Below are 14,088 nucleotides of genomic sequence, written 5' to 3'. Positions count from 1 at the left end.
TTAAGCACAAATATGTTTATGTGCTTAAGTTTTTTTACGAGTATTTTGTCAATATCCTCTCTGCTATGACTTCCATAGGAAGAGTTGAGTCCATGCTCATCTTCCTCATCAGTGTGTAAGCTTCATCTTCATCTAATTTTTTTACTTTCATTAAAAGACCTTTAGCTTTCTCTATTTTCTTGCGGGCTTCTATTTGCTTTTTTAAGCTTTCTATCTCATTTTTTAAAGATAAATATTTTTTGTGATTTTCTATCACAAATTCAGTCAAACTTAATAACACCGCTTTATCGATTGGTTTTAGCAAATACGCAAATACTGAATAGTTTTTTACTTCCTCAATAAAACCTCTTTGAATGGTCTGCGTCATCAATATGACAGGTGCCACATTGTCGCTATCTATAATATGCGCTACTTCATAAGCATTCATTCCCACAATACCCATATCTATCAAAACAAGATCAGGCATCAATGAGCGAGACAGCCTAACTGCGCTTCCACCATCTCTCGCTTCATAGACTAGATGACCACTAGACAACAACATTCCTTTTAAAATATTTCTGCTGTAATCATTGCTATCAGCTACTATAATGCGCCACTGGCTCATGTAAACACCTCACTTTAAAACTTAGTAAGGTATTGGTCTATCTCCCACCTTGTAACGTAAGTCCTGTAGGAATCCCACTCAGACCATTTTGCCTCAACATATTTATTGTATATGTGCTCACCTAAAGCATTTTTTATGACTTCATCTTTTTCTAAAATTACTAAAGCTTCCTCTAACGAATCAGGTAATTTATCTATATTTAACTTTTTTAGTTCCTGCTCATCCATTTCATATATATTCTTGTCAACAGATTGTGGTGGCATTACTTTATTTTTTATGCCGTCAAGACCTGCAGCTAACGAACATGCCAATGCTAAATACGGATTGTTAGAAGGATCAGGTGATCTAAGCTCTATTCGTGTTGAATTTCCTCTTTTAGCAGGTATCCTTATCAGTGGGCTTCTATTTCTCCCAGACCATGCAATATAAACAGGAGCTTCAAAACCCGACACAAGCCTTTTATAGGAGTTAACTGTGGGATTTGTTATACATGTAAGTGCCTTTGCGTGTTTCAAAAGTCCGCCAATGTAATAATAGCAATCTTTACTAAGTCCCATTTGATCAGCAGGATCGTAAAATGCATTTTCGCCATCCTTCATAAGCGATTGATTTAAATGCATACCGGAACCAGCAATGCCATATACAGGTTTAGGCATAAATGTAGCATGAAGTCCGTGTTTTTGTGCAATTATTCTTACAACCATCTTAAACGTCATGACATTATCCGCTGTTGCAAGTGCATCATCATACTTAAAGTCTATTTCATGTTGTCCTGGTCCTACTTCATGATGTGATGCCTCTATCGCAAAGCCCATTTCTTTTAATGTAGAAACCATCTCCTTGCGAGCACTTTCGCCTAAATCAACAGGTGCCATATCAAAATACCCTGCTGCATCCTGAGTAATTGTAGTAGGATTTCCTTTTTCATCAGTCAAAAACAGGTAAAATTCACATTCTGGTCCCACATTCATTGTATAGCCAAGCTTTCTCGCCTCTTCTAAATTTTTCTTTAAGACATATCTGGGATCTCCTTCAAATGGTGTACCATCTGGATTATAAATATCACAAATAAGCCGTGCTTCAACACCACTTGTTGTCCTCCATGGAAATATCACAAATGTATCAGTATCAGGTCGCAGATACATATCAGATTCTTCGATTCTGACAAAACCATCGATAGAAGACCCATCAAACATGATTTCATTATTAAGAGCCTTATCTAATTCTTCTATTGGTATAGAAACATTTTTCATTACACCAAAGATGTCGCTAAATTGCAAATGTACAAATTCAACACCACGCTCTTTAGAAATTCTCAATACATCTTCAGCACTATACTTGTTCCCCATAGCCATCCTCCTTAAATTAAAAATAGGTGTACTCAATTAAAGGACCCAATCTCCCTTCATTGAGGACACCATTGCCCATCTAAATATAAGACTTTACAAAATTATAGCACATAAATTGCCACATAACAAGATGATATTTTTATGACACAGTTTCATTTCATTCGTCCTTTTTAATGAGTTCCACGTCTATACCATCTATAATACCAGAGATTAGGTTAAAAAGCCATGTGCCAAGTGCACTGAAAAGTGACAATATTATCCCATAAATTATACCAAAAATGAGCCCTCCAAATATGCCCATCCCAAAAAACTTAGCATCTCCTATGCTCCCGAATAGACCTCCAATTAAACCTAAAACAGCTCCAATTATAATACCATACAACAATGTGAACTTAAAGACAGAAAAAACAGACACTTTTTTGATTTTATAATTCCACATACGCACTCTCCTTTCATGTAGCTTTCAGCTGCTACATTATAATTATATTATACCATAATTTTCTTATGCAAGTACAAAAATTTATAATCTTATAAATTTTTAAAAAAATTACTATATCCATTCAAATTGAATCGAACAAGTCATAATGGTAATACTATTCTTTGAGGTGATTGTATGAAAAATTATCACAAAATATTGTATTTCTTATTAATTGTTGTAGTAATATTTCAATTATCAGCCTGTAAAAATAATCAGAAGAAACCAGTGCCACAAAAAAAGTCAAATACGACTCAAAAAATGTCTACGCCAAAAGAGCTTACAAAAATAGAAAATGATACTGAGACAATAATAAAAGAATGTCAAAAACTTCAAGAATCACAAAAAAGTGAAACTGACAAATCGTCTGTATCAACATTAGCACCTAAAGGTAAGCAACTAAGTACATCAAAAAATCAGCAAGAAGGAAAATCTACTGGACAGGAAGGGAATAAACAAAAGCAACAAAAAGAATCACCTGAGAAAAAATCATGGAGTACAATTGATAAAACAGTCAAGGACATACATACTAATTGGAATGTCTTAAGTCCTATAGCAGCAAAAGCAGGTGCAAGTGCAGATTTATTAAACAATGTAAGCACCGCCATAAATACTTTGACAACAAAATCTACAAATAAATTATTAAATGATACGATGATTGCTGCCAATAATGTTTACAAATATATACCTGAAATTGAAAATTATTTTAAGACAACCTCGCCACCTGACATAAAAAAACTTAGATTCTATAACAGGGATATTGAATTTAATTCAGCTACAGAAAAATGGGACATAGCAACAAAAGACATAAACGAACTAAAAGCAATTTGGAAGGTCTTAAGAGTAAAGCTTCCAAAAGACGCCAAAAACGCATCAGACAAGTTCGATACTGGACTTAGCGAATTGGAAAAGGCAGTACAAGCAAAAGACAACACTATCACAAAGATTAAATCAAATGTTCTAGAGTCAGATATTAAGTCATTAGAAAAAGCTTCAGTGTCAAAAAAATAACCTCATTCTGGGGTTATTTTTATATAACCTTATTTTATTGACTTCATATAATAATAATGATATATTTTATATAACAAATGTGCTTTATTACATTATATTATTGAATTCATATATTTAAGGAGGATAATAATGGGAGTCAATGTAGCAATTGTAGGTGCAACAGGCCTTGTTGGCAGAACTTTTATAAAAGTTTTAGAAGAAAGAAATTTTCCAATAGATAAATTATATCTATTCGCATCGAAAAGGTCTGCTGGTCAAAAATTATTATTTAAAGAAAATGAATACACAGTTGAGGAATTAACAGAAAATAGTTTTGACAAAGATATTAAAATCGCATTGTTTTCGGCAGGTGCAACTGTAAGCAAAAAATACGCACCTATAGCAGCCGAAAGAGGCGTTACAGTCATTGACAACTCTAGCGCCTGGAGAATGGATGATAATGTACCACTGGTAGTTCCGGAAGTAAATCCACAGGATATTAAATGGAATAAAGGTATAATAGCAAATCCCAACTGTTCAACAATTCAAATGGTAGTTCCCCTGAAACCTCTTCACGACAGATACAAAATAAAGAGAATTGTTGTATCAACGTATCAAGCTGTATCAGGTGCAGGTAAAAAAGGTGTTGATGACCTTGAAAGAACACTAAAAGGCGAAAAAAATCAGTGTTTCCCATATCCAATTGCAAATAACTGTATTCCTCACATCGATGTATTTTTACCTGACGGTTATACAAAAGAGGAACTAAAAATGATCAATGAGACAAAAAAGATAATGGGAGACAATTCCATAAAAGTGTCACCTACTACAGTGAGGGTACCTGTAAAAAATTCACACAGTGAAAGTGTCAATATAGAGTTTGAGAAACCGTATCAGATGGAAGATTTAAAAGAAGTTTTGAAAAATGCACCTGGAGTCGTTCTGATGGACGATCCTGAAAACAATATTTATCCAGTTGCAACAATCTCAACAGGCCATGATGAAGTTTTTGTGGGTAGAATTAGACGTGATGAAACAGTCTACAGCGGATTAAATATGTGGATCGTAGCAGATAATATCAGAAAAGGTGCTGCTTCCAATGCTGTTCAAATTGCTGAGTTACTAATAAAGGAAAGCCACTCATTATAAGAAAGGATGGTTAATTATGCCAGTATTTAAGGGTTCGGGTGTCGCCCTCGTTACTCCTTTCACTGAAGATGGAGTTAATTTTAATAAGTTAGAAGAACTTTTAGAATGGCATATAAAAGAAGGTACAGATGCTGTAATAATATGCGGTACTACTGGTGAATCGTCAACGATGACAGATAAAGAAAAAATGGATACAATTAAATTTGCAGTTGATAAAGTAAATGGTCGCATCCCGGTCATAGCTGGAACTGGCAGCAATGATACGCGGCACAGCATTGAACTAAGTAAATATGCTTCATCTGTCGGTGCTGATGCTCTGCTTGTCATTACACCATACTACAATAAGACTACTCAAGCAGGTCTTGTTAAGCATTTTACGGAAATCGCCAAAAATGTCGATAAGCCAATAATAATATACAATGTTCCAAGTAGAACAGGAATGAACGTAAAACCAGAAACATACTTAGAAATATGCAAATACGTTGACAATGTTGTAGGTGTAAAAGAAGCCAGCAGCGATATAGTACAAATAGCGGAAATATCTCGGATAATGGGCAATAAATTTGAGATATATTCAGGAAATGACGACCAGGTTGTGCCAATACTTTCATTAGGTGGAATCGGTGTTATTTCTGTCACTGCTAATATCGTTCCTAAAAAGATACACGACATGGTAATGTTATATTTAAATGGCGATATAGAAGCTGCAAGAAAGTTACAATTGGAATTAAATCCTTTAAACAGCGTCATGTTTATAGAAACTAATCCAATTCCAGTCAAAACTGCAATGAATTTAATGGGTTTCAATGTCGGACCGTTGAGGCTTCCTTTAGTCGATATGTCCGAAAAGAATTTAAATGCACTGAAGACTACGTTAAAAGAATTTGGACTGATATGAGGAGGCTGTATTGATGATAAGAGTGATAATAAATGGTTGCTGTGGGAAAATGGGCAAAGTAATCGCAAGCATGGCTTCACAAAACCCTGAATTTGAAGTCGTTGCTGGAATCGATCAAAATACATGCCAATGCGAATTCCCTGTATATAAAAGCCTCGATGACGTAAAAGAGACAGCGGATGTGGTGATTGATTTTTCATATCATACTGCTGTTCCACATCTTCTTAAAGCTGCAATAGGTAAAAATTTACCTGTCGTAGTTGCTACAACAGGTCTTGATGATGAAGAAATTAATTCTGTTATTGAGGCATCAAAATATATACCTGTGTTTAGATCTGCTAATATGTCATTAGGTATAAATGTGCTTCTCAGCTTAGTTAAAGAAGCTGCAAAAATTTTAAGCAATGATTTCGATATAGAAATATTGGAAATGCACCACAATATGAAAAAAGATTCACCAAGCGGAACTGCCCTTTTAATAGCTGACGCCATTAATAATGTACTTAACGATAAAAAGGAATATGTATATGGCAGACACTCCAAGACAGATTTGCGAGATAAAAATGAGATAGGAATTCATGCTCTAAGAGGTGGTACTGTTGTTGGCGAGCATGAAGTCATTTTTGCAGGTCATGATGAAATCATAAAAATCAGCCATTCAGCAAGGTCAAGAGAAATATTTGGAAATGGCGCTCTTTTTGCAGCAAAATTTTTGGTAAATCAAAAGCCTGGATTGTACAATATGGAATCACTTGTCAAGAAAGGATGATAATATTTGAGTTCAAAAGATGAAATGACAAATCCATATGAGATAGCAAAATTCATAAAGGAGTCAAAAAAATCGACTCCTGTAAAAGCTTATATAAGTGGAAACATCCACGTTGATGAGACAACATTTAAAGTATTTGGCAGCGGTGATTTTAAGATAATTTTCGGAGAACTAGAAGATGTAAAAAAGCTTCTGGATGAAAATAAAGATAAAATTAAAAATTATCATTTAGAATACGATAGGCGAAATTCGGCAATACCATTGCTGGATATCAAAGACTTAAATGCCCGCATTGAGCCCGGTGCAATTATCCGAGACAGAGTTAAAATAGGCAAAAACGCTGTAATAATGATGGGGGCAATTATAAATATAGGAGCTGAAATTGGTGAAAACACAATGATAGACATGAATGCAGTTGTTGGCGCAAGAGGAATAATCGGAAAAAATGTACATGTTGGTGCTGGCGCTGTCATCGCAGGCGTACTTGAACCTCCCAGCAGCATACCAGTAATTGTTGAAGACAACGTGTTAATCGGGGCAAATGCCGTACTTTTAGAAGGTGTGCGGGTGGGGCATGACGCTGTAATTGCGGCAGGTTCTGTAGTTACTGAAGATGTACCTCCAAACACCGTAGTTGCTGGTGTTCCCGCAAAGATTGTTAAAATAAAAGATGAAAAAACAAAAGAGAAGACTAAACTTTTAGATGATTTAAGAGGATAAAAAACCCGGTTTTTGCCGGGTTTTAAAATTCTATGCCATATCTGGCTGGAATACCTTTTTCATATGGATGTTTAATGAGTTTCATCTCTGTAACAAGATCAGCATTCTCGATTAACTCTTTTGGAGCATTTCTTCCTGTCAGAACCATTTCCATTGTATCAGGTTTTTCCCTCATAAGTTTAAGTACATCATCTACAGAATATATGTTATTTTGTATTACACCCATTATTTCATCTAATATGAGCATATCACATTCACTATTTTTTAGAACGCCTTCTATAAATTCATAAGCTTTATGCATTTCATCTCTAAGTATGTTTTTTTCATCTTCATTCATTTGAAAGAAAAATTTTTCACTAGATTGAAATCGAAATACTTTAAAATTCTCATAATTTTTTAATATATGAAGTTCTCCAGTATCACGTCCCTTTAAAAATTGTACCATATATATTTTGTAATTCCTTCCCAATGCTCTAACTCCAAGTCCAATAGCTGCAGTTGTTTTACCTTTTCCATCTCCTGTATATATTTGAATGAAACCGTTTTTCAATACTTATCTCTCCTTTTGTTTATAATGTTTATTGTTCTGTTGAAATCAACTCATCTTTATTAGCCTTTTCCATTTTTGTTATTGATACCTCATAGGCTGTTCTCGTTATAATCTCATTATTTTCTCCTCTTTTTTGATATTCTCTGCTTTGCACTCTTCCCCACAGCTTTATGCGATCGCCAACTTTTAATTTTTCACAAAATCTGGCATTTCTTCCCCAGGCAATTACAGGAATGTAGTCAGACTTGCTGTATGGTCTATTGACAGCAATAAGCAAGTCAGATATCTCCCTTCCAAACGGAGTTGTTCTATAGATTGGATCTTTGCATATAAATCCATCTAAAAATATCTCATTGGGATTCTTTATGTATTCATCATCACTTACAACCATAATATCCCTTGCAAAAATAGTTAGTATTAACCTATTTTTCCCTCCATTTGGTGATTGCCTATTATATGATCTTAACTGTCCTTCGATTTTTACTCTAGTACCAGGGCCTAAATTTATTCCTTCGAATAGCCTGTTTGATATAGTGATCGGAAGCATATCTTTTGCATCACTTAATCTTGGCACTTCAAGCGTAAAATTATAAAACTGCTCACCATAAAGCTCGTGACTAAACTCCAATTCGCTTACAATTTTACCAGATACATTAACCATATTATTCCCCAATATATTACCTGCCATCTGTTTACTCTCCCTTCCATCATGTGTATCTTCTTAAAATATAGATATTAACAAAGAAGAGCATTTATGACAGGTTTATTAAAATATTTAATCGTTTTACATAAATAAACTTCATTGAACCACCCAACCTCAATACGAAGTATTGCAAAAAATTTGATATTATTTTTCTCAACATTATCAAAATAATATCATTAATTTTATTTTTTTGCAATTATTATTGCATAACTTAATAAAATTTTATTGTTCTTTATGTTGCCTGCCCTCATGATCAATATAGTAATTTTCCTTATATATCAACTGACTTATAGGAACTATTTGATATCCATTTTCTTTCAGCTTATCAATGATGTACGGTATCGCCTCAGGTGTAAATTGACCATTATTGTGAAATAGAATAATGGAACCTTTTTTAACGTTCGGCAATACCCTGTTTATTATTGCCTCGGTGTCAAGGCCTCTCCAGTCAAGCGAATCTACATCCCATTGTATAGTATAATATCCTAAACTCTTTGCTGTCTCAATGACTCTATCGTTGTAGTCACCGTATGGAGGTCTAAATAAATAAGGCTTTTGTCCAGTGATCTTTACAAGTTTCTCCTCACAAGCTTTTATCTCATTTGCCATTTCCGAATCGCTTAACTGCGTCATGTGTGGATGTGTATTGCTGTGATTTTCCACATCATGTCCTTCTTCAGATATCTTTTTCACCAAATCGGGATATTTGTCAACCCACAACCCCGTCAAAAAAAATGTAGCCCTAACGTTTTTGTCCCTAAGTATTTGCAATATTCTTTCCGTTTTATCGCTTCCCCATGATGCGTCAAACGATATGGCAACCCTTTTATCAGGAATATCAACACTGTAAATCGGAAGCTGTCTGTTTATATTAAATAGCGTACTTATAACAGGTGGAACACCGTAATTTGTGTATAAAATAGATATAAATGCTAGTACGAAAACCGCTAACAAGTTTATGATGATGCTTTTTTTGATATAATATATCTTCACAAAAAATAACCTCCCAACTACGAATCTATAATAAATTTATTCCTTTGGGAGGTTATTATTACTATTTTATAGTAAGTTTAATATTGGCAATGGATCGCTTAAGTCTTTTAAGACAATATCTGCCCCTTTCACTGTCTCATAATTGCCAACTCCGATAGATAGCATCCCTGCTCTATTTATGGCTTCAATACCAGCTTTAGAATCCTCTATTCCTATACATAATTTAGGTTCAACGTCAATTCCATAAGCAGCATTTAAAAAAATTTCTGGATCTGGTTTGCCATTTTTTATTTTTTCTGCATCCACAATGTAGTCAAATGTCTCAATAAGGCCAAGGTTTGAAAGAACGGTTTTTGCATTCTTGCTTACAGAAGCCACAGCTATTTTTATTCCTCTATCTTTTAATTCTTTTATTAAGTCTACTACACCAGGAAGTAAATCCTTAGGTGTCATTCTCTTTATCATCTCTTTGTAGTATTCATTTTTTTTATCTGCCAGATAATACTTTTCTTCTTCACTAAAGAATTTATCGCTTTTCTTCAAAATTATTTCCAATGACTCAATTCTGCTAATACCTTTCAAATTTTCATTTATTTCTCTGTCAAAATATACATTTAATTCATCAGCCAACTTTTTCCATGCCAAATAGTGGTATTCAGCAGTATCCGTAATCACACCATCTAAATCAAATATCACGCCTTTATGTTTAACACTTTTGTTTATCAACTTTTTTCACCTCTTTTTCAACTTTATCGCCATTCAAAAGCGTTATTTCTTCATCGTAAACATGAATTTTCAACATCTCACCTTCAAACAATAAAAATGACGCTTTTTCTTGGGTAATGCTCACATGTATTTTACAATTTTTATATCTAATGTTGTACGATAAAGACTTCCAACTTTTAGGTATATTAGGCATAAAATGAAGTCCATCAGGATATGTCATCATTCCACCAAATCCACTTATGATTGCGCTCCAAGCACCAGCCATGCAGGCAGTGTGTATCCCATCTTTCACATTCCCATTGTAATCATCAAGATCCATTCTCGCCGTCATCATAAAATATTCATAGGCTTTATCATAATATCCGATCTCATTTGCAAGAATACTGAATATGGCTGGTGAAAGCGATGAATCATGAGTAGTTATTGGCTCATAGTAATCGTAATTTCGTTTAATTTCGTCAATGCTAAATAATTCTCGTCTTAGGTACATAAGCAATAGGACATCAGGTTGTTTGCATATCTGATATCTGTATATATTTAAATAGTGCCTGTGAAGCAAAAGCGGCTTTTCATCTTCTAAATCTTTAGCATTCAATCTCTCTTTATAAAGAAAGCTATCATCCTGTGGAATAATTCCAAAATCATCTGAATAAGGCAAATACATGTTCTGTGCTGCGTAATTCCATTCATTTAGCTCTTCATCAGCAAGTCCAATCTTTTCTTTAATGTTAGCATAATATTCCGGAGCTTTTTTAGCCATTTCCTTGGCAACAAAGTATGCATACTCTAAGTTCATCTGTGCCATGTAATTTGTATATGCATTGTTGTCAACTAACGCCGTATACTCATCAGGTCCTGTTACGCAATTCAAGCAAAACTTATTATTTTTTAAAGGAATATATGCACCTATGCTTATCCATAGCCTTGCAGTTTCAAATACAATTTCTGCACCGTACTTGTACAAAAATTCGTAATCTAAAGTTGCTTCAAAGTATTTTTTTATAGCCAAAACTATATCAGAGTTTATGTGATATTGAGCTGTTCCAGCGGGAAAATAAGATGAACATTCCGGTCCATCTATCGTCCTCCATGGATAAAGGGCACCTTTATATCCCAATTCTTTCGCCCTTTTTCTGGCCGCATCTAACAATTTGTATCGAAACATTACAAAGTTTTTGGCGATCTCTGGTTTTGTGTAGAGAAAAAATGGCATGATATAGACATCAGAGTCCCAAAAATAGTGTCCTTCATATCCTTCACCAGTAAGACCTTTGGCACATATATTCGCGATATCATTTTTGGCTACAGACTGCAACAATTGAAATTCGTTGTACCTTATGCCTTGTTGCATAGAAATATCGCCGTCTATTTCCACATCTGCATCCGTCCAAAATTCATTTAAATAATCAAACTGCTCCTTAAATATGATATTTACTCCATCCGATTTAGCATTTATGACCTCATGGACCGAACTATCAATAAGCTTATCCTCTAAACATTCTCTTGATGTGTAGTACGAAATAAACTTATCAAGCTGAAAAATTTTATCTTTTTCAGCATCAATAGAGAATTCAAAACCTATTTTATCATCTGAGTTGTAATTTTTAAGTTCATAATGGCAATCAGTTTTTACATCATGGTTTACAGAACAAATGTATTTTAGCTTACTTCTTTTTGTAGTTTGCATTAACCATCCCATATATCCGTCAATGTGACTGTCAATGGTATTTACGACTTTTCCTCTCATGTTATTTCCTACTCGCATGTCATCTGTCTCATTCCCGTAATATACATTTCCATCAATTTCGGAAATCAATTTTATCTTCCCACTAAAATTTAACGGTCTAAAGCTAAAAACTATAACACCTAAATGTTGCCTTTTAAAAGAGATCAATCTTTTTACAGTTATGTCCAGCTTTTTCCCTTTTTCAGTCTCCCAAACAATCTTTCGCTCTGTAAAACCTTCCTTCATATTCAGTGTTCTTTCGTATTGAATTAGATTGCCTTTCAACAAGTCAAATGGCTCATCATCTACTAACAATTTTACAATTTTGCTATCAGCAACATTTACCATTGCTTCGCCGTAACTTGGAAATCCATATCCACCCTCTGCATAATTGATATCATAAATTTCATAAAATCCGTTAATATATGTTGCATTAAATGATGTACCATTAGGACCTGAATAACCTTCTTCAAATGTGCCCCTCATGCCAAAATACCCATTTCCCAAAGAAAAAATAGTTTCATTGCGGTAATTCGTTTCTATATCGAATTTGCTTTCTCTTATCTTCCACTCGTCATAAGGATATATTGATTTTTTCATTTGAACCTCCACACTTTCTAAATAAAGTCGACAACTTATTTTATTGCACCAGCCATGACACCTTTAATGATATATTTCTGTGAGAACAGGTAAAATATAATTACCGGTATTATCGTCAGCACTAAACCTGCTAATGCCAAATTCCACTCTATAGTAAATTCTCCAAAGAAGAAAAACGTCGACAGAGGAATAGTCCTAAGGTTAGGACTGCGTAATACCAATGACGGAAGCAAATAGTCATTCCAAAGTGATATAACATTTAATATAGCCACAGTCACAATAATAGGTTTAAGGTTAGGAAAAACTATTCTCCAAAACAATTGAAACTTATTGCATCCATCAATTGTTGCAGCTTCCTCCATTTCCAGCGGAACATTTTTAATAAATCCATGAAACAAAAATGTAGACATACCTATGCCAAAGCCTATATTCATAAAAATAAGCCCATATCTCGTATCAATCAGCGAAAAATTCGTCCCCGGAATCTGCCATTTACTTAAATACTGCACTAATGGTATCATGACAGATTGAAATGGTATCAGCATTGTTGCCACCAATGTATAAAATATAATATTTGAAATAGTCGTTTTATTTCTTTCAAGAACCCATGCCGCCATTGACGACAATACAATTATAAACACAACACTCGTAACTGTTATAAATAGAGAATTACCTAAAGCAGTTAAAAAGTCCATTTTTTGTATTGCTTGAACATAATATGTGAAATTTAAAGCCTTAGGTAGACTTAATTCACTTGTAAATATTTCTTTTCTATCTTTAAAAGAATTAATAATCATAATATAAACAGGAAATATAACAAATAGTGTTAATACCCAACCGAATATTTCTAAAATAGTCATATTCTTTTTGGCTTTTTCCATCACATCTCAACCTCTCTTTTCTTTGTTAAATACACCTGAACAAGTGTAATAGCCATGATTACAACAAAAAATACAACAGCTTTTGATTGAGCTATGGCATATTGATTGTGCTTATACGCCGTCTGCACTATATTCATCGTCAATAATTCTGTCGTGCCATAAGGTCCGCCGTTTGTAAGCGATAAATTTGTATCATATTGCTTAAATGAATTTGACAAAGTTATAAAAAGGCTTATAGTAAAAGAAGGAACAGTAAGTGGCAGTATTATGTTAAAAAGTCTTCTTACAGGACCTGCACCATCAATAAGAGATGCTTCGATTATGTCCGGGTTAATGCTTTCCAATCCTGCAATATATATGATCATTACGTATCCTGACATTTGCCATGCTGATACAATCACAATGCTCCAAAAGGCCATATTAGGATCATTTATCCAATTAAAGAATATATTTGAGGCGTGTAACACAGTCCCCAACTGAACAAACAGTTTTGTAAATATAAATTGCCATATAAATCCTAATATCAAGCCACCTATTAAATTAGGCATAAAGAAAATCGACCTTAAAATATTTCTGGTTCTCATTTTTCTGGTAACGAGAAGCGCTAAAGAAAAACCAATTATATTTGAAACTATCACCATAATAATCGCATATTTAAAAGTCAATAAAAATGCACTTAAAAAATTCTGATCTCTAAACACCTTTAAATAGTTGCTAAATGCTACAAATTTTGAACCAAAAAACGAAAAACCATCCCAATCTGTAAAAGAATAAATTATGCCTAATATAAAAGGAATTATTACTACATTTATGAAGATAAATAGTGATGGTATTAAAAATAGCCAAAACGTCAATGTATTGCTATTTTTTTTCATATTTTCACTCCTATCGTATACACATTGATTTAAATTAGGACATACTTCTCGACCATGTGCAAAAGAAGTATGTCCTATAA

At 33.9% G+C, this 14,088-nt stretch carries 15 protein-coding genes; 5 read left to right on the top strand and 10 right to left on the bottom strand.

The window, feature by feature from the left end:
- Positions 1 to 34: 34 nt before the first annotated feature.
- From J2Z80_RS11525 to J2Z80_RS11515, 3 genes are all read right to left on the bottom strand, one after another.
- Positions 35 to 604: an ANTAR domain-containing response regulator gene (locus tag J2Z80_RS11525; protein WP_209454523.1), complete on the bottom strand. Its 570-nt coding sequence runs from the start codon at positions 602 to 604 to the stop codon at positions 35 to 37.
- Between the two features lie 14 nt (positions 605 to 618).
- A complete protein-coding gene (gene glnA, locus J2Z80_RS11520) occupies positions 619 to 1,953 on the bottom strand; it encodes a type I glutamate--ammonia ligase (protein WP_209454522.1) in 1,335 nt (444 codons plus the stop codon).
- Between the two features lie 157 nt (positions 1,954 to 2,110).
- Positions 2,111 to 2,392, bottom strand: coding sequence for a hypothetical protein (locus J2Z80_RS11515; RefSeq protein WP_209454521.1), 282 nt, complete (start codon positions 2,390 to 2,392; stop codon positions 2,111 to 2,113).
- 174 nt (positions 2,393 to 2,566) lie between these two features.
- Here J2Z80_RS11515 and J2Z80_RS11510 point away from each other — a divergent pair, with 174 nt between their 5' ends.
- The 5 genes from J2Z80_RS11510 (at position 2,567) to dapD (ending at position 6,954) form a co-directional block, all read left to right on the top strand.
- The gene (locus J2Z80_RS11510) at positions 2,567 to 3,439 is read left to right on the top strand and encodes a hypothetical protein (RefSeq protein ID WP_209454520.1); all 873 of its coding nucleotides are present in this window, start codon (positions 2,567 to 2,569) and stop codon (positions 3,437 to 3,439) included.
- Positions 3,440 to 3,568: 129 nt separating this feature from the next.
- Complete coding sequence (locus J2Z80_RS11505) at positions 3,569 to 4,567, top strand: aspartate-semialdehyde dehydrogenase (protein ID WP_209454519.1); 999 nt, start codon at positions 3,569 to 3,571, stop codon at positions 4,565 to 4,567.
- A 16-nt stretch (positions 4,568 to 4,583) separates the two neighbouring features.
- Complete coding sequence (dapA, locus tag J2Z80_RS11500; protein ID WP_209454518.1) at positions 4,584 to 5,465, top strand: 4-hydroxy-tetrahydrodipicolinate synthase; 882 nt, start codon at positions 4,584 to 4,586, stop codon at positions 5,463 to 5,465.
- 13 nt (positions 5,466 to 5,478) lie between these two features.
- Positions 5,479 to 6,234, top strand: coding sequence for a 4-hydroxy-tetrahydrodipicolinate reductase (gene dapB / locus J2Z80_RS11495; RefSeq protein ID WP_209454517.1), 756 nt, complete (start codon positions 5,479 to 5,481; stop codon positions 6,232 to 6,234).
- 24 nt (positions 6,235 to 6,258) lie between these two features.
- On the top strand, positions 6,259 to 6,954 hold the full coding sequence (gene dapD, locus J2Z80_RS11490; RefSeq protein WP_209454542.1) for a 2,3,4,5-tetrahydropyridine-2,6-dicarboxylate N-acetyltransferase: 696 nt from the start codon (positions 6,259 to 6,261) through the stop codon (positions 6,952 to 6,954).
- A 22-nt stretch (positions 6,955 to 6,976) separates the two neighbouring features.
- Here dapD and J2Z80_RS11485 read toward each other — a convergent pair whose 3' ends face one another.
- The 7 genes from J2Z80_RS11485 to J2Z80_RS11455 form a co-directional block, all read right to left on the bottom strand.
- On the bottom strand, positions 6,977 to 7,504 hold the full coding sequence (locus tag J2Z80_RS11485) for a cob(I)yrinic acid a,c-diamide adenosyltransferase (RefSeq protein WP_209454516.1): 528 nt from the start codon (positions 7,502 to 7,504) through the stop codon (positions 6,977 to 6,979).
- Between the two features lie 28 nt (positions 7,505 to 7,532).
- The gene (locus J2Z80_RS11480) at positions 7,533 to 8,192 is read right to left on the bottom strand and encodes a single-stranded DNA-binding protein (protein ID WP_209454515.1); all 660 of its coding nucleotides are present in this window, start codon (positions 8,190 to 8,192) and stop codon (positions 7,533 to 7,535) included.
- A gap of 237 nt (positions 8,193 to 8,429) precedes the next feature.
- Complete coding sequence (locus J2Z80_RS11475; protein WP_209454514.1) at positions 8,430 to 9,200, bottom strand: polysaccharide deacetylase family protein; 771 nt, start codon at positions 9,198 to 9,200, stop codon at positions 8,430 to 8,432.
- A 66-nt stretch (positions 9,201 to 9,266) separates the two neighbouring features.
- Positions 9,267 to 9,926, bottom strand: coding sequence for a beta-phosphoglucomutase (gene pgmB / locus J2Z80_RS11470; protein ID WP_209454513.1), 660 nt, complete (start codon positions 9,924 to 9,926; stop codon positions 9,267 to 9,269).
- The gene (locus J2Z80_RS11465; RefSeq protein ID WP_245301292.1) at positions 9,907 to 12,252 is read right to left on the bottom strand and encodes a glycoside hydrolase family 65 protein; all 2,346 of its coding nucleotides are present in this window, start codon (positions 12,250 to 12,252) and stop codon (positions 9,907 to 9,909) included. Before J2Z80_RS11465 ends, pgmB begins: the two co-directional genes overlap by 20 nt.
- Positions 12,253 to 12,287: 35 nt before the next feature.
- A complete protein-coding gene (locus J2Z80_RS11460) occupies positions 12,288 to 13,133 on the bottom strand; it encodes a carbohydrate ABC transporter permease (RefSeq protein WP_013788429.1) in 846 nt (281 codons plus the stop codon).
- Complete coding sequence (locus J2Z80_RS11455; RefSeq protein ID WP_209454511.1) at positions 13,133 to 14,008, bottom strand: carbohydrate ABC transporter permease; 876 nt, start codon at positions 14,006 to 14,008, stop codon at positions 13,133 to 13,135. Before J2Z80_RS11455 ends, J2Z80_RS11460 begins: the two co-directional genes overlap by 1 nt.
- Between the last annotated feature and the right edge of the window lie 80 nt (positions 14,009 to 14,088).

Origin of the sequence: Thermoanaerobacterium butyriciformans, from assembly GCF_017874545.1 — a bacterium.
Taxonomy (GTDB): domain Bacteria; phylum Bacillota; class Thermoanaerobacteria; order Thermoanaerobacterales; family Thermoanaerobacteraceae; genus Thermoanaerobacterium; species Thermoanaerobacterium butyriciformans.
Note: the sequence above shows the minus strand (reverse complement) of the source record. Positions and strands in the feature narration are given on the sequence as shown.

What these genes read in the sequence shown, in the direction of transcription:
- J2Z80_RS11460 (WP_013788429.1), bottom strand. Translation starts at nt 13,133, where the DNA reads ATGGAAAAAGCCAAAAAGAATATGACTATTTTAGAAATATTCGGTTGG.
- J2Z80_RS11455 (WP_209454511.1), bottom strand. Translation starts at nt 14,008, where the DNA reads ATGAAAAAAAATAGCAATACATTGACGTTTTGGCTATTTTTAATACCA.
- dapB (WP_209454517.1), top strand. Translation starts at nt 5,479, where the DNA reads ATGATAAGAGTGATAATAAATGGTTGCTGTGGGAAAATGGGCAAAGTA.
- J2Z80_RS11480 (WP_209454515.1), bottom strand. Translation starts at nt 8,192, where the DNA reads ATGGCAGGTAATATATTGGGGAATAATATGGTTAATGTATCTGGTAAA.
- J2Z80_RS11505 (WP_209454519.1), top strand. Translation starts at nt 3,569, where the DNA reads ATGGGAGTCAATGTAGCAATTGTAGGTGCAACAGGCCTTGTTGGCAGA.
- J2Z80_RS11465 (WP_245301292.1), bottom strand. Translation starts at nt 12,252, where the DNA reads ATGAAAAAATCAATATATCCTTATGACGAGTGGAAGATAAGAGAAAGC.
- dapA (WP_209454518.1), top strand. Translation starts at nt 4,584, where the DNA reads ATGCCAGTATTTAAGGGTTCGGGTGTCGCCCTCGTTACTCCTTTCACT.
- dapD (WP_209454542.1), top strand. Translation starts at nt 6,259, where the DNA reads ATGACAAATCCATATGAGATAGCAAAATTCATAAAGGAGTCAAAAAAA.
- glnA (WP_209454522.1), bottom strand. Translation starts at nt 1,953, where the DNA reads ATGGGGAACAAGTATAGTGCTGAAGATGTATTGAGAATTTCTAAAGAG.
- J2Z80_RS11515 (WP_209454521.1), bottom strand. Translation starts at nt 2,392, where the DNA reads ATGTGGAATTATAAAATCAAAAAAGTGTCTGTTTTTTCTGTCTTTAAG.
- J2Z80_RS11525 (WP_209454523.1), bottom strand. Translation starts at nt 604, where the DNA reads ATGAGCCAGTGGCGCATTATAGTAGCTGATAGCAATGATTACAGCAGA.
- J2Z80_RS11510 (WP_209454520.1), top strand. Translation starts at nt 2,567, where the DNA reads ATGAAAAATTATCACAAAATATTGTATTTCTTATTAATTGTTGTAGTA.